At 68.6% G+C, this 16,193-nt stretch carries 16 protein-coding genes and 2 pseudogenes; 11 read left to right on the plus strand and 7 right to left on the minus strand.

The genetic code is table 11. The features are described 5' to 3' along the window. The first annotated feature begins 29 nt into the window (after nucleotides 1–29). The 3 genes and pseudogenes from ACH4NX_RS29735 to ACH4NX_RS29745 all read left to right on the plus strand — a co-directional run. A complete protein-coding gene (locus tag ACH4NX_RS29735) occupies nucleotides 30–1,547 on the plus strand; it encodes an MFS transporter (protein ID WP_398129158.1) in 1,518 nt (505 codons plus the stop codon). Between the two features lie 15 nt (nucleotides 1,548–1,562). After that, the gene (locus ACH4NX_RS29740; RefSeq protein WP_398129159.1) at nucleotides 1,563–2,108 is read left to right on the plus strand and encodes a TetR/AcrR family transcriptional regulator; all 546 of its coding nucleotides are present in this window, start codon (nucleotides 1,563–1,565) and stop codon (nucleotides 2,106–2,108) included. A 77-nt stretch (nucleotides 2,109–2,185) separates the two neighbouring features. Further along, nucleotides 2,186–2,467: pseudogene (locus ACH4NX_RS29745) on the plus strand (IS5/IS1182 family transposase); the annotation flags it as partial. Between the two features lie 48 nt (nucleotides 2,468–2,515). Here ACH4NX_RS29745 and ACH4NX_RS29750 read toward each other — a convergent pair. After that, nucleotides 2,516–3,235 (minus strand): annotated as a pseudogene (locus ACH4NX_RS29750) (methyltransferase); the annotation flags it as partial. A 109-nt stretch (nucleotides 3,236–3,344) separates the two neighbouring features. Here ACH4NX_RS29750 and ACH4NX_RS29755 point away from each other — a divergent pair. Then, a complete protein-coding gene (locus ACH4NX_RS29755; protein WP_398129160.1) occupies nucleotides 3,345–3,794 on the plus strand; it encodes a hypothetical protein in 450 nt (149 codons plus the stop codon). Nucleotides 3,795–4,403: 609 nt separating this feature from the next. Next, the gene (locus tag ACH4NX_RS29760; RefSeq protein WP_351401690.1) at nucleotides 4,404–5,003 is read left to right on the plus strand and encodes a hypothetical protein; all 600 of its coding nucleotides are present in this window, start codon (nucleotides 4,404–4,406) and stop codon (nucleotides 5,001–5,003) included. A gap of 301 nt (nucleotides 5,004–5,304) precedes the next feature. Here the strand turns inward: ACH4NX_RS29760 and ACH4NX_RS29765 are convergent, their stop codons facing one another. Continuing rightward, a complete protein-coding gene (locus ACH4NX_RS29765) occupies nucleotides 5,305–6,093 on the minus strand; it encodes an alpha/beta fold hydrolase (RefSeq protein ID WP_398129161.1) in 789 nt (262 codons plus the stop codon). A gap of 164 nt (nucleotides 6,094–6,257) precedes the next feature. Between ACH4NX_RS29765 and ACH4NX_RS29770 the strand changes: the two genes are divergently transcribed. Further along, nucleotides 6,258–7,121, plus strand: a complete 864-nt coding sequence (locus tag ACH4NX_RS29770; protein WP_398129162.1) for a helix-turn-helix domain-containing protein — start codon at nucleotides 6,258–6,260, stop codon at nucleotides 7,119–7,121. Nucleotides 7,122–7,510: 389 nt separating this feature from the next. Here ACH4NX_RS29770 and ACH4NX_RS29775 read toward each other — a convergent pair whose 3' ends face one another. Together ACH4NX_RS29775 and ACH4NX_RS29780 are read right to left on the minus strand one after the other, a co-directional pair. Further along, a complete protein-coding gene (locus ACH4NX_RS29775; protein ID WP_398129163.1) occupies nucleotides 7,511–8,467 on the minus strand; it encodes a hypothetical protein in 957 nt (318 codons plus the stop codon). Nucleotides 8,468–8,584: 117 nt separating this feature from the next. Next, the gene (locus ACH4NX_RS29780) at nucleotides 8,585–8,710 is read right to left on the minus strand and encodes a hypothetical protein (RefSeq protein ID WP_398129164.1); all 126 of its coding nucleotides are present in this window, start codon (nucleotides 8,708–8,710) and stop codon (nucleotides 8,585–8,587) included. 35 nt (nucleotides 8,711–8,745) lie between these two features. On the opposite strand from ACH4NX_RS29780, the gene ACH4NX_RS29785 reads away from it, so the two are divergent. Continuing rightward, on the plus strand, nucleotides 8,746–9,375 hold the full coding sequence (locus ACH4NX_RS29785) for a transposase (protein ID WP_351401738.1): 630 nt from the start codon (nucleotides 8,746–8,748) through the stop codon (nucleotides 9,373–9,375). Nucleotides 9,376–9,844: 469 nt separating this feature from the next. Here the strand turns inward: ACH4NX_RS29785 and ACH4NX_RS29790 are convergent, their stop codons facing one another. Together ACH4NX_RS29790 and ACH4NX_RS29795 are read right to left on the minus strand one after the other, a co-directional pair. Further along, a complete protein-coding gene (locus ACH4NX_RS29790) occupies nucleotides 9,845–10,531 on the minus strand; it encodes a response regulator transcription factor (protein ID WP_351401700.1) in 687 nt (228 codons plus the stop codon). Further along, a complete protein-coding gene (locus ACH4NX_RS29795; RefSeq protein WP_398129165.1) occupies nucleotides 10,528–11,658 on the minus strand; it encodes a sensor histidine kinase in 1,131 nt (376 codons plus the stop codon). The genes ACH4NX_RS29790 and ACH4NX_RS29795 overlap by 4 nt, the downstream gene beginning before the upstream one ends. Nucleotides 11,659–11,974: 316 nt before the next feature. On the opposite strand from ACH4NX_RS29795, the gene ACH4NX_RS29800 reads away from it, so the two are divergent. After that, on the plus strand, nucleotides 11,975–12,844 hold the full coding sequence (locus ACH4NX_RS29800) for a lysostaphin resistance A-like protein (RefSeq protein ID WP_398129166.1): 870 nt from the start codon (nucleotides 11,975–11,977) through the stop codon (nucleotides 12,842–12,844). A 111-nt stretch (nucleotides 12,845–12,955) separates the two neighbouring features. Further along, nucleotides 12,956–13,750: a nucleotidyltransferase domain-containing protein gene (locus tag ACH4NX_RS29805; protein ID WP_398129167.1), complete on the plus strand. Its 795-nt coding sequence runs from the start codon at nucleotides 12,956–12,958 to the stop codon at nucleotides 13,748–13,750. Here ACH4NX_RS29805 and ACH4NX_RS29810 read toward each other — a convergent pair. Beyond that, nucleotides 13,738–13,893, minus strand: coding sequence for a hypothetical protein (locus ACH4NX_RS29810; RefSeq protein ID WP_351401709.1), 156 nt, complete (start codon nucleotides 13,891–13,893; stop codon nucleotides 13,738–13,740). The two genes, ACH4NX_RS29805 and ACH4NX_RS29810, sit on opposite strands and share 13 nt — an antisense overlap. Before the next feature lie 685 nt (nucleotides 13,894–14,578). Here ACH4NX_RS29810 and ACH4NX_RS29815 point away from each other — a divergent pair. Further along, nucleotides 14,579–14,803, plus strand: a complete 225-nt coding sequence (locus tag ACH4NX_RS29815) for a hypothetical protein (protein ID WP_351401711.1) — start codon at nucleotides 14,579–14,581, stop codon at nucleotides 14,801–14,803. 244 nt (nucleotides 14,804–15,047) lie between these two features. Continuing rightward, nucleotides 15,048–16,151 carry a DUF4037 domain-containing protein gene (locus ACH4NX_RS29820; protein WP_351401713.1) on the plus strand — a complete coding sequence of 368 codons (1,104 nt, stop codon included), beginning with the start codon at nucleotides 15,048–15,050 and terminating at the stop codon, nucleotides 16,149–16,151. Nucleotides 16,152–16,193 lie beyond the last annotated feature (42 nt).

Raw genomic sequence — 16,193 nt, forward strand, 5'->3', positions numbered from 1 at the left:
GTGGTGGTCTGCCGGAGAGGCGTGCGGAAATGGTGCTGAGTACGAAGCGGCGCTGGTTGCTACTCACGGTGGTGAGTGCGGGGCTGCTGTTGATCACGCTGGACAATTCCATCCTGTACGCGGCACTGCCGACGCTGGTGGAGGACCTCGGCGCGAGCAGTTCCGAGAGCCTGTGGATCATCAACGCCTATCCGGTGGTGATGGCCGGGCTGCTGCTGGGCAGCGGGACGCTGGGGGACCGGGTGGGACACCGGCGGATGTTCCTGATCGGCCTGGTGGTCTTCGGGACCGCTTCGCTGGCCGCCGCGTTCTCGTCGAATCCGGAGGCTTTGATCGCGGCACGGGCGTTCCTGGCGGTGGGCGCGGCGGCGATGATGCCCGCGACCCTGGCCCTGATCCGTGTCACCTTCGACGACGAACGTGAGCGCAACATCGCCATCGCTGTCTGGGGAAGTCTGGCGATCGTGGGCAGCGGGCTCGGCCCGATCGTCAGCGGCATCCTGCTCAACAGCTTCTGGTGGGGATCGGTCTTCCTCATCAACGTCCCCGTCGTCATCGCGGCGATCATCGCCACGCTGGTCCTCGCGCCCTCCAATGACGCCGATCCCTCCAAGCGCTGGGACCTGGTCTCCTCGCTGCTCGCGCTCGTCGCCCTGGTCGGCCTGGTGATCGCGATCAAGGAGACCGCGAAGAACGGTCCCGCATCTCTCCTCGTGGCCGCCGCCGTCCTCGCGACCGCGGTGGGCGGGTGGGCGTTCGTCAGGCGGCAGCGCCGTCTGCCCTACCCGCTGCTGGACTTCGCGATCTTCCGCAACCCGGCGTTCCTCTCGGGAGTCCTGGCCGCCGGGCTGTCCATGTTCGCCATCGCCGGTGTCCAGCTGGTCACCACCCAGCGCTTCCAGCTCGTGGAAGGCTTCACTCCCCTGCGCGCAGGACTGCTGGTCGCCGCCGTCGCCCTGGGGGCGCTGCCGACGGCCATGGTCGGCGGTGCCATCCTGCACAAGGTCGGCCTGCTGCCCATCGTCGCAGGCGGCCTCGCCCTCGCCGCGGCCGGCGCCGCGGTGGTCCTGGCCAGCTTCGACACGAGCATGGGACTACTGGTGACCGGACTGCTGCTCACCGGCGCCGGGCTCGGAGCGGCGATGTCCGTCGCCTCCAGCGCGATCATGGGCAACGTCCCGGCCCGCCGGGCCGGCATGGCCTCCTCCGTCGAGGAGGTCTCCTACGAGTTCGGCAGCCTCATCGCGGTCGCCCTCCTCGGCAGCCTCCTGACCGCCGTCTACAGCACGACCATCGACCTGCCCGCCGGAGTGCCGGACCGGGCGCGCGACAGCCTCGACGCCGCGCTCGCCCTGGGCAAGGACGACCCCTCGCTGATCACCGCCGCCTCCAACGCGTTCGACAACGCCTACTTCGTCGTGATGGTCGTGGTCACCGCCGTAATGGCCGTCGGCGTGATCGCCACGGGTCTGCTCCTGCGCCGCCACGGACCCGGATCAGCCCTGACCACCACCGCGCACCTCACCGACGCACCAGCACACCACTGACCAGACGGAGCACCCATGCGAACCAGCAAACGCACCCAGATCCTCGAAGCCGCCGCCCGCGTCGTGGAGCACGAGGGCGTCAAGAGCGTCACCTTCGAATCCGTCGCCGCCGAGGCCGGCCTCACGAAAGGCGGACTCCTCTACCACTTCGCCTCCCGCGACGACCTCGTGCAGGCCATCCACCAGCACCTCGCCAACCAATGGGAAGCGAGCATGACCGCAGCAGCGGGAAAACCCGCATCCCGAGCCACTACCGCCGAACGACTCACCGCCTACACCCGCGTCGCCACCCAGAGCGCCACCCGGGCCGAACTGCTCTTCATGCTGGAAGGATCCACGACCGCCGAACACGCCGCCCCCTGGAACGCGGTGATCGAACGCTGGGCACCGCCCCCCGCCCCGGCCACCGACGACCCCGCCACGCTCGATCCGTTCATCGCCCGCCTGGCCGCCGACGGACTATGGCTGTACGAATCCCTCACAACCGAGCGCCTCGATCCCGACCTGCGGCAAGCCATCGCCGAACGCCTTGCCGCCACCCTCCACCGCGACGGCGACTGACCCCTCCCTGTACGGCTCAGCACGTGGCTCGCTTGCCCGCGAAGCCCTGCCGGGATCCTTTGTCAGACAGGCCCTGGGCGTACTTCTCCCGCCGTAACCGTAATCACCCGCGACAACGCCGGATCAAGCACACCATCCCGAGCCGAAGAACCAGCGGGCCCATCGAACGCGAGGCGGGATCTCCGGCGATTGGCCCACAGGGTTCGACAAGACGATCTACAGGCGGAGGAATGAAGCCGAGCGGACGATCAACGCCCCGGAAGAGCTTCTGGGTCGTGGCCACGAGGTCCGACAAGCGCGCTTACATCTTCCACGGCACCGTTACCGTCGCTTCGATCCGACTCTGGTTCCGCTCGTGAGTCGCCGAACTTACGGCCGTGACGGCGACTGCGGCACGCGGCCTGCCGTCAGCCAGCTACGGCCTCGATGAGGGAGAACGGTGCGGCCTCCGTGAGCGGGGAGACCGAGGTGAGGGACAGGCCCGCGCGGTGGCACACTTCCTCGAAGTCCTTGCGGGTGCGTTCTCTGCCGCCCACGTTCACCAGCATGTTGAGGTCGCTCAGATAGGTGACTCCGCCGTCGGTGACGTCGGCTTCGGCGTTGGTGTCGACGACTTCGGGAAGCACGGGTTCCACGATCAGGACGAGGCCGTCGGGCGGCAGCACCTCGCGGCAGTGGCTCAGGATCGTGACCGCCTGGTCGTCCGTCCAGTCGTGCAGGACGCTCTTCATCAGATAGAGATCCGAGCCCTCGGGGACCGAATGGAAGAAGTCCCCGGCGATCAGAGAGCAGCGTCCCTTCAGCCCGTGCCGCTCGATCGTCTTCGGCACCTCGGCCAGACCCTCCGCCGTGTCGAAGACCACACCGGTGAGGCCCGGATGTCCGGCGAGTACACCGGCCAGGAGGGTTCCGTCGCCCCCGCCGACGTCCGTGACAGTGGTGAACCGGCCGAAGTCGAAGGTGTGCGGCAGCGCGGCGGCGGTCTCCGAGACGGCTTGGCTCATCGCCGCATTGAACTCCGCGGACAGCTCGGGGTGCTGGCCGAGGTGGCTGAAGAAGTCCGTGCCGAAGACGGTATCGAACGCGACTTCGCCGGTGCGGACGCTACCGTCCAGGTGCTCCCAGGCGCCGGCAGCCACTCAGCGGCACGCACACCACGGCGATGAGCCAGCAGCAGCCTCACGGCAACGCCTTCGAGGGGCTGCTGACGTGTCCGGAGCGGGCCACGGAGTCCGCGTGGATGCCGAGCTCACCCGACGGCACTGGCAGGGTCACGACTACGACGGCGACTTCCACATGTACGACGGCAAGCTGCCCATCGTGGCCACCGGCATGAAGCACCTCCAGGAGCACGGCCCGGCCGGAGCGGTTGTCCGGCGCTTCAGCCGACCGCACCACCAGACGCTCATCGAGGCGATCGGCAACCCGCGCCGCGAAGCCTACGACGCCCGGAAGCAGGCCGAGTACGCAGCTCGCCGGCGGGAGCACCAGCAGGAGGTGCGCTGCATCGCCGCACAGCACAGGGCAGAGCGGGAGGCCCGCCGTCCGGTGTGCGTCGGCTGCGGCACCCGGTTCACCGACGAACGGTGGAAGGCCATCGAGCCCGCCGGGTGGGGGGCTCGATGGGAGACCCACCCGCACCTGTGCGAAAACTGCAAGCAGCGCGCTATCACCACCGAGCGTTAAGCCGCGCTGGCTGGGCCCCAGTACCAGGAGCACGACCAGGCCGTGCCGAGCGGAAGGCCGGCGGCACTTGTTTCTCCCGCTTCCGCGGCTGACGTTCGCACGGAGACCATGGCCAGGCAGGACCGCGCTGCCTGGCCGTGGCGGGATGGTGCGCGCCTCGCAGTCGGCGGTCCTGCTGCGGCACTCTGCCTGGCACCTCGTCTGGGAGGGGGAAACCTCGATCTGCCGGTACCCGGCCGTTCTGCTGGAGCCGCCCCTGGTGACGGTGCTGCGAGATCGCAGCGGCAGGCACCCAGGAGGGCCGGGTAGGTGTGAACAGGCAAGCAGGCTAGGTCAGCCCGGCGGGTATCCGCTGCCCTCGACCGCCTCACCACATAGGGTGTCACTGCGCAATGGCGCCGCAGCCTGCCCACGCTCTGCCCGCCTCCGGGCGTACAGCTCGTATCGAACGCTGTTCACCGCGATCTCGGCCGCGTTGCGCCCGGGCCCGTAGTAGCGCCCGGTTTCCGGTCTCTTTCCTCCGGACACTGACATCACACCGCAAGCGGATACAGGTCTTCAAGGGGCAGGTCGTGAGAGGGTGAGGTTCGATCTGGGACGGGGGACAACGTGGGGCTGCTCTACGGCTACGACATCTATCTGCGTCCTCGGAGCGTCGCCAGGGCATTGGCGATCCTGGCCAAGCTGGCGCCACCGGCTCGTGCCGTGCCGCCGCTTGAGGTCACCCTGCCCGACGGTGACCGGGTCGTCCTCCCGTTCACGTCGCATTTCGAGAGCGAGCCGGTCGTCTGCTCCACGAGCGGCACGCTCGAGCTCGACACATCCCTCATGTTCGACGTCGATGACGCAGTGCGTGAGTACGTGCAGACGTGCGGTCCTGAGCCCGAGAAGGACGGGTGCGTCCAGATCGGCTACGTCTACGTGACGATCCGGTTCGAGTCCCGGCTGCACCCTGGCTACGCGTCGGTGGAGTGCTGGGCTGCGACATCAGGGATGAGCCGCTTGTTCGCGAGGTCGGCCAACATCAGAAAGGTGTTCACCGACCTCACCGCGGACAGCGGCGGAGTGTGCTGCCTGTTCGATACTGGCGACGGCGCCCCCGAGCAGGTGTGCTGGCTCAACGGTGAACCTGCCCAGGAGGTACTCTCCGGTGCACGCTTCCCAGATAAGCGAGCCTTGGTGACGGCTTGGTCCGATCCCGAGACGTGAGCACCGGTGGTCCCCCTCTGAGGGTACGAGATCGTATGACGAGCTCGTAGGAGACGGTTGGAGCATGAGTTCCGTCTTCTGGCTCAATTCTGTGATGGGAGAAGGGCGCTTCCTCCATGAACGTGGTCCGTCTGTCCGTCCTGCGAAGCGCCGGAGACGGGGCAAAGCTGAGATCGCTGGGGCCGTGCCGTCGGCATCAATGAAGTTGAGCCAGCGCTCTCCGTCGTGAACCGAGCCAAGCCTCGGGTGTGACGGAGAGCCCGCTCGTCGAGAGGACCGGCTCCTTGCACGGCGGTGACGGTTACGCAGCGTGAAGGAATTCACCTACCACCGTGGTGAACTCGTCAGCCTTCTCGAAGAACACGACGTGTCCGGCGTCGATCTCGGCATAGACGCTGTGGGATATCGCCGCGTGAAGGACGCGGCTGTGCTCGATGGGGACGGTGGCGTCCTGAGTGCCGCCGAGCACCAGGGCCGGGGCCTGGATGCGGGGCAGCAGGTGGCGGATGTCGATGCGGGTGTCGAGGTCGACGTGGCGCAGGGTGCCCGGCGTGGGCGGCATGTTGGGTATCAGTCCTTCCACTTGGTCCCGGCCGATGGTGTTGAGGAAGGCGCGGCTGAAGCCGGTCATGGTGACGCTGCGGCCGAAGGCAGCTGGATCGCTGTCGCCGAGCTGTCGCCAGAGCGTGAACAGGTTGCGCAGGTATTCGTCGCTGTCGGTGTGCGCCCAGCCGGCGACCAGGACGAGCCGCCGTACGAGGTCGGGCCGCAGCGCGGCCACGGCTGCGGTGACCGCGGTGCCCATGGAGAAGCCGAGCAGGTCCACGGGGCCCGCGCCGGTGTCCTCGATGACGGCGATCACTTGCGCGGCAAGCCGCTCGACGGTCAGGGGTTCGCCGGCGTCGGTGGTCTGTTCGGTGCCGGACAGATCCGGCGTGATCACGGTGTGTGCGGCGGCGAACCGAGGGGCGATCTCCCCCCAGGTGAGAGCGGCACCCGCGGAGCCGGTGCCGTGCACGAGGATCAGGGTGGGGCCGGTGCCGGTGATCTCGTAGTGAACCTGGGCGTCAGCGACGGTGACGATGGCCATGGTGGAACCTCCTCGACTGGGAAGAGCGGTCACCGCGAGGTCGGGTACTCCGGCCCCGCGGTGTCACCACCGTGCCGCTGAACGGCCAGAGGCGGCAGAGACCTGCGCACCCTGGGATCGGCAGTCCCTGGTTCGACTCGGCCCGCTCGTGCAGGATGACGGGCATGCCGATCAACCGTCGCGAGCTCGCCGACTTCCTGCGAAACCGAAGGGACCGGGTGCGCCCGCAGGACGTGGGGCTGACGCCAGGCCCTCGACGGCGGACACCGGGGCTGCGGCGGGAGGAAGTCGTTCAGTTGGCCGGGATGTCGGCCGACTACTACATCCGCTTGGAGCAGGCGCGCGGGCCGCAGCCATCCGCGTCCATGCTGGCCGCGCTCGCCCGCGCCCTGCGTCTGTCCGCGGACGAGCGGGACCACCTCTACGTGCTGGCGGGCCACCCGCCGCCCGCGGCCCGCACCGGCACCGGCCAGGTCGGCCCGGGCCTGTTGCACCTGCTCGACCAGCTGCCCCACACCCCGGCCCAGGTGCTGAGCGATCTCGGTGACGTCCTCGCCCAGAACGCGATCGCCGAGGCACTGTTCGGCGGGGTGTGCACAGTCTCCGAGCACGGCCGCAACGTCGTCTGGCGCTGGTTCACCTCCCCTGCGGTCCGGGCCGCTTACCCGCCGGAGGAGCACCATCACTACAGCCGTCTGCACGTTGCCGATCTGCGAGCCGCGGTGACACGGCGCGGCACGGACGCCGAGGCGGCCCGGCTCCTGGAGCGCCTGCGCGCGGCCAGCGAGGAGTTTCGCGAGCTGTGGGACCTGCACGAGGTCGCGGTACGCAGGCACACCCGGATGCGGATCCTCCACGACGAACTCGGTTCCATCGACCTCGATTGCCAGGTGCTGATGGCTCCCGAGGGCGACCACCGCCTCGCCCTGCACACCCCGCCGCCCGGCAGCGACACAGCCGGCCGCCTCGCGCTCCTCCAGGTCATCGGCACCGAACGGTTCCGCGAAGCCGGTCTCGACGGGAGTTGAGGCACATGCCCCGTCGCGCGTCCGCTCAGATCGGACAGGTTCCCGCAGGAGGACTGCGCCCATCGTCCGGACGCGCACCACCGGTGGTCGCCGTCCTCCAGCTCGCCGAGCCGCAGGGCCTGGCGGTCACGGTGTCTGCGCTCCAGGAGGAGCCGGAAACCGGCAGGCGCGTTCGCGGACGGGCGGCCATCAACCCCGGGGGAGTGGCGGGTGCATCCTTCGAGGCAGCCTTCCGTGTTGTGTTCCCATGTGAATCCGGCTCAGTCAGGGCGGCGTCGTCCAGGCGGTGTGTCCGGGTTGGTGGGGCTTCAGGTGGCAGGCGGGACGGCGCGGTGGCCGTCAGGGAGCCGATGCGTGAACCGGATCTGACGCACATGATCCGCCTCGCCCTAGCCTGACCAGTCCGTGCTACCTCCGGCGGGCGCCGCGAGCGCAGCGCACAAGGTGTCATATGTGGCTGCCAGCTCTCGGAGAGCGGCGGTTACAGCCGGCGTCTCGCCCACTACGAGCCTGTATTGCACGCTGCCGAGCAACCGGGCCTGGTGGTCGGCGATTTCGGAGGCGCGGGTTGCGCCCAGTTCAGCAAGCCACAGCGACGCGTCGGAAAGGCGCCGGGCACCCACCCGGACGGCGAAGCCCGCCAGATGACCGCGAGTCCGATCGTCCAGCCCAGCCTGCACGCTGGCGGCAAGACGTTCCACTGCGGCACCGCTGCCCAGGGCGCCGTGCGGGGTGCGGCTTTCGGCAGGTTGACCAGACAGCCACTGTTGTGCCGTTGCCAGTGAGCGACGCAGTGCCGCACGGACATCCACCTGCCGCATGCGCTGAAAGGCGCTGCGCATGGTGAAGGGGTCTGCGCACTCCACCAGCTGCCCCTCCCAGGCCGCGGCAAAGGCATCGACGGGCAACGTGGCAAAGGGGAATCCGTCGGGATCATGGAAGAGCACGTGCTGGTCATCAACGTCGAGCACGACTACCCAGTGGTCACTGCCGGTGGCCACGCCAACGGACCATGGCTGGTGTAACAGCAGGCCGATGTCGACCGGCCCTACCAGCACCGGGCCCAGCCTGCTGGCTCGTCGGAGTCGGTTGATGGCCTCGGCCGCATCACCGCCGCTCGTGCGCGTACAAGTCCATCCCAGCACGCCGATGGCTTGGCCCAGTCCGAGGTCGGGATCCCAGCCGAGTGGATCGAATTGAGGCAGGCCGCCCTCGGCAAACTGCGCGCCGAACGGGGACCCGGTCAATACCTCAATCGCCGACGGCGGCGGCGAATTCGCACCCAGAACCATCGCCAGCGAGTTGGAGTAGCAGTAGGGGGACGAACCGCTGAAGGCAGGTGTCATGCGCCGACCCTGGCATTTTCAATTATTGGTGACAAGAAGTCTCCGGCGGCCAGCTATTAACGGACTGCCTCCTCACCGACGGGGCTGGTGTTTGTTCAGGTGGTGTGTCCGGGTGGATCACGCGATGCCCAGGGTGATGAGCGGGCGGTTGGTGTCGCGAGCGTGGTGACGTAGTCCGGCGGCGATGTTGGTGTGGTTGGCGGTTCGAAGCGCGCCGATGGCCAGATTGCGCAGGGATGCCATGGAGACTCTCGCGGTGCACGGTGCTCGCCCAGCTGATGCGGGTGCCGCTGCTGGCCGCACCCAGAGTGCTGGGGGTGGACGACTTCGCGCTCTGCCGCGACACCTACGCCGCCCTTCTGGTCGATGCCACCACCCGTCTCCCGCTCACGCTTTGGGAGGGACGCGACGCCGAACAGCTCGGCCGGTGGCTCCGTGAGCACCCAGGTGTTGAGGTTGCCTGCCGCGACGGCTCTCTCGCCTACCGACAGGGCATCGCCGTCGTCGCCCCGGATGCCGTGCAGGTCAGTGACCGTTTGCACCTTTGGCAGGGCCTCTCCCGTCGAGTTCAGGACATCGCCTCCGGCCACCGCGGATGCCTGCCCACAGCGCTGCCCACTGAGGAGCGAGACCGGTCCCGCACCGGTCGAGGAGCCCAGCGTGGACACGCGAGCCGCGCGCCACGCCAGAAGGCATTCGAGGCTGTGCAGGCCCTGACCCTCACCGGCCGGAGCCACAGCTCCGTGGCCCGGGAACTCGGCCTGAACCGCCGAACCGTCAGTAAGTACGCCCGGGCCCCCAGCTCACGACCTGGTCCGCCGATTCGCCGCCATGGTCGAAAAACCGCGACGCGGCACCCTTGCCAGAGTGGCTGGAGGACCTCGCGAACAGCGAACCGGCTCCGCTGACCGGCCTTGCCCGAGCCCTGCGCGAAGACCGACATGCCGTCGCCGGGGATCACCACCCCATACAACTCCGGGGTCAACGAAGGTCCCATCACCGACGGCACACTGCAGAAACGCCTCATGGCCGGACGCGCTGGTGTCTCCCTTCTCCGCCACCGCGTCGTCCTGATCGCCCAGCTTCGCCGAAGCTACGTGAAACGGGCCGGCCCCAGCGTCCCCGAGATGATCTCCGACTGCGAGAATCTTGCCAGAGCCACGTTCACGTGTACGCCGACACTTGAGTCGTGACTCCTCGCGGAGCTGCCGCCGTTCGACGGTCAGCCCGCCACCTTGTGGATACCGCACGCCCTGGTGATACCGCACAGGCAACGAGCCGTCAGCCCCTACGACTCCACGAGTTCAACTCCAGTAGAGCCGTAGTGGCCGGCGCATTACATCAGCCGGGCCTGGCCGGCGTGGCAGGCTGATTCGGTCAGATTGTGGCCCCCGGGTCGGCCACTCCGGTTTCGAAGGCCAGTACGACCGCCTGGGTGCGGTTGCCGACCCCCAGTTTGGCCAGCACGTTGCCCACATGGGTCTTCACGGTCTCCAGGCTCAACACCAACTGGGCGGCGATGTCCTGGTTGGACAGCCCCCGTGCCATGAGTCGCAGCGTCTCGGTCTCGCGGCCGGTGAGCGCGGCGGTCACGGAGGCGTCCCGTCGTACGGACCGGCCGGAGGCCATCCGGCGGACCGCGTCCGGGAACAGCACCGAGTCACCGGCCGTCACCAACCGGATGGCGTGCGCGATCTGCTGTGCTGGGGCCCGCTTGCGGATGAACCCGCTGGCGCCCGCCCGCAGGGCGTCCCAGACGTACTCGTCGTGCTCGAACGTGGTGATCACCACGACCTTCGGCGGGTCGGGCAGCGTCCGCAGTCGCCGGGTGGCCTCGATTCCGTTCACTCGCGGCATGCGCACATCCATCAGCACCACATCCGGTCGCAGCCGGGTCACCGCGGCGACCACCTCGGCGCCGTCGGTGGCCTCGCCCACCACGACCAGGTCGGGCTTGGCCGACAACAGTGTCCGCAGGCCGGTGCGGGTCAGCTCGTCATCGTCCACGATGAGCACGGTCACGGGCGGATCAGCGTACTGGCCCGGTGGGTTGGAGGCGTTCATGACACCGACCGTAGCGGTATCCGGACCAGGAGCCGCCAGAGTGCGTCCTTCGCGTCCCCTCTGACGCTGCCGACGGTGTCCACCACCCCTGCGTGTGTCTCTCCCCGGAGCAGTCGCACTCGCTCCTTGATCCCCTCCACACCATGGCCCCCGGGCCGCTGCCGGACAGGTGTCCCCGCACCTACCGGATTGGTCAGCTCCACCTCCAGCCACCCGGCCCGCACTGTCGTCCGTAGCCGGATCCGGTCCTTCCCGCCGTGCCGCATGGCATTGGTCAGCCCTTCCTGGACGACGCGGTACGCCTCCCGCGACACCGTGGCCGGCACCCGGGTTAGGTCGCCTTGGACCTCCACTGCCAATTCCGCGCCCGTGCCGCGGACTCCCTCCACCAGCGGGCCCAGGTCCGCGAGGGTCGGCCGGGGCGCTGTGGACGGCCGCTCCTCCCGCAGGATCCCAAGAGCATGGTCGAGATCGTCCATCGCGGCCCGGGAGGTCTCCTCGATGCTGTTCAGGGCGCGCCTGGCCCCGGCCGGATCGGTTCCCATCAACTCCCCTGCCACGGCCGCCTGGATCGTGGACGCCGTCAGGGTGTGGCCGATCGAGTCGTGCAACTCCTGAGCCAGCCGGTTCCGCTGAGCCAGCAGGTTCATCCGCTCTTCGGCGGCGGCCAGCCGCTCGCCGAGCCGGTGGCCGAGGAACACCGGCGCGAGCGGCCGAAACACGGCCGCGCCGCCGAGAGTGCCCCCGACCGCCAGCGCCAGGCACCCTACGGCCGGCAGCAGCGTCCACGCTCCCCGCCAGCCTTCCCCGATCCGCAGGGACAACCCGAACACGGCCATGCGCTCCTCACCGCCCAGCCAGACCGAGGGAAACGCAACCGCTGCGAACGCGGCCAGGCACGAAACAGCCATCACCGCCCCGCCGAGCACCATGTGCAGCATCAGCCATACCGATGTGCGCAGCCGGTTGACCCAGCCCCACCCCGTCGTTGCCACTGGCGCGGGCAACCCGGCCCTCAGCAGCCCGTTGGCCAGCCGCACGCTCACGCGCCGGGCCGCCAAGGGAGAGCCCATGGCCACGGTCGTCACGGCGAACGCGAGCACGAAGCCCAGCACACGCAGTTCCACCGGCCACCTCGGCGGTGCGAACAGTGTGGCCGCCGTCAGCGGCAGAAGGCTCATGGCCGCTCCCAGGGCCGCGTACGTCCAGTCCCGGAGCACAGTCCCGCGCGAAGGCGGGCGAATTGATTCAGGCACGGTCGGACCGTACCTCCGTGCCGCGCCCGGCCGCCTCCCCCGAAAGTGCCAGAACGCCTCCCGACAACGAGTGAACCGTAATTCGCTCCTGGTGGCGATACGCACCCTGTTGCCGGATGTGAGGATTGGGAACCGTGATCCCCGAAGCAGGCGCCACGATTACAGAAGTCGAAAGGTGAATACGTTCATGCTCTCCAATGATGCGAAACCGTCCGCCCGTAAAGGTGTGGCATCCTTCCTTATCATTTCCTTCGCCGGAACCTGGCTGTGGTTGCTGTTCGCCCGGGCGGTCCTCGGACTGTCCCCGTTGAACCCCCTCCTGCAACTTCCCGGCTTCTGCATGCCCGGCATCGCCGCGGTGGTCGTCCGCTGCTGGATCACGAAAGAGGGGTTCGCCGACGCGGGACTGAAACTGCGCGCCAAGGCTGCCTGGCGCTACTACGCCCTGGCCTGGCTGGGGCCTCCCTTTATCGCCGCATGCACCCTCGTTCTCGCCGCGGCGGTGGGCGTGTGGGACCCGGATCTGTCCGGTCCGGGCGGGACACCCGGAACGAACGAACTGGTCTCCGTCCTCGGCCTCATGGTGGTGACCGTGATCCTTACTCCTCTCTACGCGGGCGAGGAATTCGGCTGGACCAGCTATCTCAGGCCTCGGATTTTCGGCGGTCGCACGGTGCCGTCTGTCATCGCCACGGGCGTCATCTGGGCGGTGTGGCACTTTCCGCTGGCCTTCATCGGCTACGTCGAATTCCCGAACGTGGTGTTGGGGCTGGTGATGTGGACACTTTCCTTCCAGCTTCAGGAAATCATTCTCATGTGGCTGTACCAGCGCAGCGGCAGCGTATGGGTCGCGAGCCTGGCCCACGCGGGGAACAACATGGTCCTCTTCCTGATCCTCGGTGAGATGCTGAACGAGACGGAAGGCCTGGGCGCGGCCGCCCCCATGGTGCTGTCCCTCGTCCCCATGGCCGCCATCTGCCTGTGGATCGTGAGCAGCCGAAGGCTGACACGCGAGCGCCGATTCCCGGACCCCTTGCTCGCACGGCACGGTGGCTGAACGGACTGAGGCCAACCGCGGACGCGCACCGCCTCCGTGCCGTTGTTCCCGTGTGATCCGGCTTGGTGGCGTGGTACGTTGCAAAACTTTGTTCCGACCGGAAGGAATGCCATGGACGTCCCCGCCCTCCACAGCCGGTTCCTCGGCGACGTGCTTCCTAGAATTCAGCAGGACACACGAGTGACCGGTGTTGCCCTGGCAGGATCACTTGCGGGTGGATACTCCGACGTCTACTCCGATGTCGACCTGATCGTGGTCATCGACGACGAGGCGTTCGACTCGGTCATGAAGGAGCGTCTCACGCTGATCGGTTCATGGACCGTGCTTGTGGCCGGGTTCACTGGGGAACACGTCGGTGAACCACGCCTGATCGTCACCCTTGTCGGGCCGCCTCTCCTCCATGTCGACTTCAAGTTCGTACGGGCCACCGACTTCGCCGAGCGCCTTGAGGACCCGGACATCCTGTGGGACCGAGACGGCGGCCTGGCAGACTCGCTCGCGGAGCATCCGCTGACAGCCTCGGTGCCCGACCTCCAGTGGATCGAGGACCGATTCTGGATCTGGGTGCACTACGGTGCGACGAAACTCGGCCGCGGCGAACTGTTCGAGGTCATCGGCTTTCTCGGCTACCTGCGCGAGGCAGTGCTGGGTCCCCTGGCCGCTGGCCGGGCGGGTGCGACACCCCGCGGCGTGCGCCACCTCGAATCCAGCGCACCGGATGAGGCGCGCGACCTTCGGACAACCCTGTGCGGTTACGACCGGCACGACGCCGGTCGGGCACTCCTCGCCAGCGTCAAGCTCTACCGGCGGTGGCTCGACGACACAGACGCGACGATCGAACGCCGCCGGCACGCCGAGAGACTCGCAGTGCGGTACCTCCACGATGTCATCGATCAAGCGAGCTGACCAGCCCTCTCGGCGCGCACCGTCCGGCGGCCCGCAGCAGCGAGGAAGCCGTTCACCTCGAACAGTTCGCCGCGGCCGAGTTTCGTCGCACCGTAGTGCACCCAGATCCAGAACCGGTCCTCGATCCACTGGAGGTCGGGCACCGAGGCTGTCAGCGGATACTCCGCGAAGACCGATCTGGCAGGTATTTGCCGCCATCCTCGCAGGCCACAGACGTCTCAGGAACGTGTGCTGGCTACAACCTGTCAGGGGGCTTTCTCTGCGGGGCGGGGGTTGTCTGTGCTGATCGTCCTGGTCTTCGTGATCCTCGTGGCGCCGACTGCGTTCGGGCAGGGAGTGCTGGACGTGGTGGGGGAGCTGGCCGCGGGCATCACCGACTCCAGTCGCTGAGCCAGGCCGCACTGTGCCGATTCCCTCTCTGACGGAGGCCGGCGCCTCGTGTGTCCCGGCCTGGGACCGTTCAATTCTGTTCGAGGCGGCTGCTGCCCGTGCTGCTCGCCCGCCAGACAAGGAACGATGATGACGACTGCCATGCCCCCGGTGACCGAGCCTGATACTTCGGCGCGGACCTGTCCCGGTGATCAGGTCGGCCCCTGCACCGAGTGCCAGCGGCCGACCCACCGATACGGAGCCGGGGCCCGCAGCTCACTGTGCGAGTGGTGCGAGCTGAAGCCGTGGCGAGGTGGGGCGCGAACCTCAGAGCCGCCGGCCGCTTTCGACTCACAGCCAGAACGCATCGAGCCGGCTGTGCCCACCGCTCTTACGCCCTTCCCGTACGGCTCCACGGCCCCGCTCGCCTCTTGACGTCCGCAGGAGCACGCTGGAGATGTGACCAGCGCGCCCATCGTCGTGCACCGGCCCTCCCTGTCGGGAGGCCGGAGAGTCTCCGTGCACCGCCACGGACGGGACGAGATCCTCGGCACCGCCTACAGCGACCACGACCTGGTCGTGTTCCTCGACGGCGCCGGCATCACGGATCCGGAGGCCGTCCTCGATCAGCCGCAGTGGGTGGAATGGCGCGACCGCCCGGCCCACGACTTCGGCGCCACCTGACGCCCAGGGCGTGGCAGGCATCAGCCGTGACGTTGACGCTGCCGGATCCGATGCTCACCACGCCGGTGGCCAGCCCCGACCTGCTGCCCGGAGCCGCCGCCGAGCCGAAGTGGGACGGTTCTCCAGACACTCGAAGCTGTCTCACCAAGTGGCTGTCGGGTCGGGCATCGCGGACACCAGGGCAGCGTGGATCCCGGGGAAAAGCCGTCGACCAACGTCATGCCGGTCCGGCAGGCTCCAGGCCATGACCACCCCGCCCTTCGTCCCCGGACTGGAGCTCTCCCGCCGCTTCTACCGCGAAGCCGTCCGGCCTCTGTTGGACGAGGCCGTCCCCGGCATCGTTCATTCCGCCGCCCGTCTCGGCGGCGGCTCGGAGGTTCTGGGATTCGACACCGTCCGCTCCACCGACCACGAGTGGGGACCCCGGCTCCAACTGTTCCTGCACCCGAAAGACGTCACCCGCCACGGGACGGCGATCAAGAAGCTCCTCTCCGCGCGGTTGCCGAAGACCTTCCTCGGCTATCCCACGCACTTCGCCGCCACTGCCGAGGCGGGCATCCAGATCATGCAGGCGACCGACGGGCCTGTGCACCACCGCGTCGACATCACCGACCCGGCCACCTGGTTCACCGCGCAGCTGGGCTTCGATCCCGGCCGGGACGTCACCGCGCTGGACTGGCTGGCCACTCCCACGCAGCGGCTCGCCGAGGTCACCGCCAGCGCCGTCTTCCACGACGGACTCGACCGGCTCGGCCCGGCACGTGCGCGGCTCGCCTGGTACCCGCACGATCTCTGGCTCCACCTGCTCGCCTGCCAGTGGCAGCGCATCGCCCGGGAGGAGGCCTTCGTCGGCCGGTGCGGCGAAGTGGGCGACGAACTCGGCTCCGCCGTCGTCGCCGCGCGCCTGGTCCGCGACCTGATGCGACTCTGCCTGCTCATGGACCGCCGCTACCCGCCGTACAGCAAATGGCTTGGCAGCGCCTTCGCCCGCACACCCCACGCCGCCGTCCTCACACCCGTCCTCACCGCAGCCCTGGCCGCCACCGACTGGCACACCCGTGAACACCACCTGGCCCGCGCCTACGAGACCCTCGCCGCCGCCCACAACAGGCTCGGCCTCGCCGAGCGGGTCGACCCCACCACGCGCCCCTACCACAGCAGGCCGTTCAAGGTCCTCCACGCCGAACGCTTCTCCGCGGTGCTGACCGCCCGCATCACCGACCCGACCGTCCGCGCGCTGCCGCTGACCGGCAGCGTCGACCAGTTCGCTGACAGCACCGACGCCCTCAGCAACCCACAGTGGACACGAGCGGCGACCCGGGCCACGGCCTTCGTCCCAGAGCCGTGACGGCGTCGCCGAACGTCGATCCGACGCCGCCACGCACTGCCG

This window comes from Streptomyces sp. NPDC017225, assembly GCF_044331465.1.
Lineage (GTDB): Bacteria > Actinomycetota > Actinomycetes > Streptomycetales > Streptomycetaceae > Streptomyces.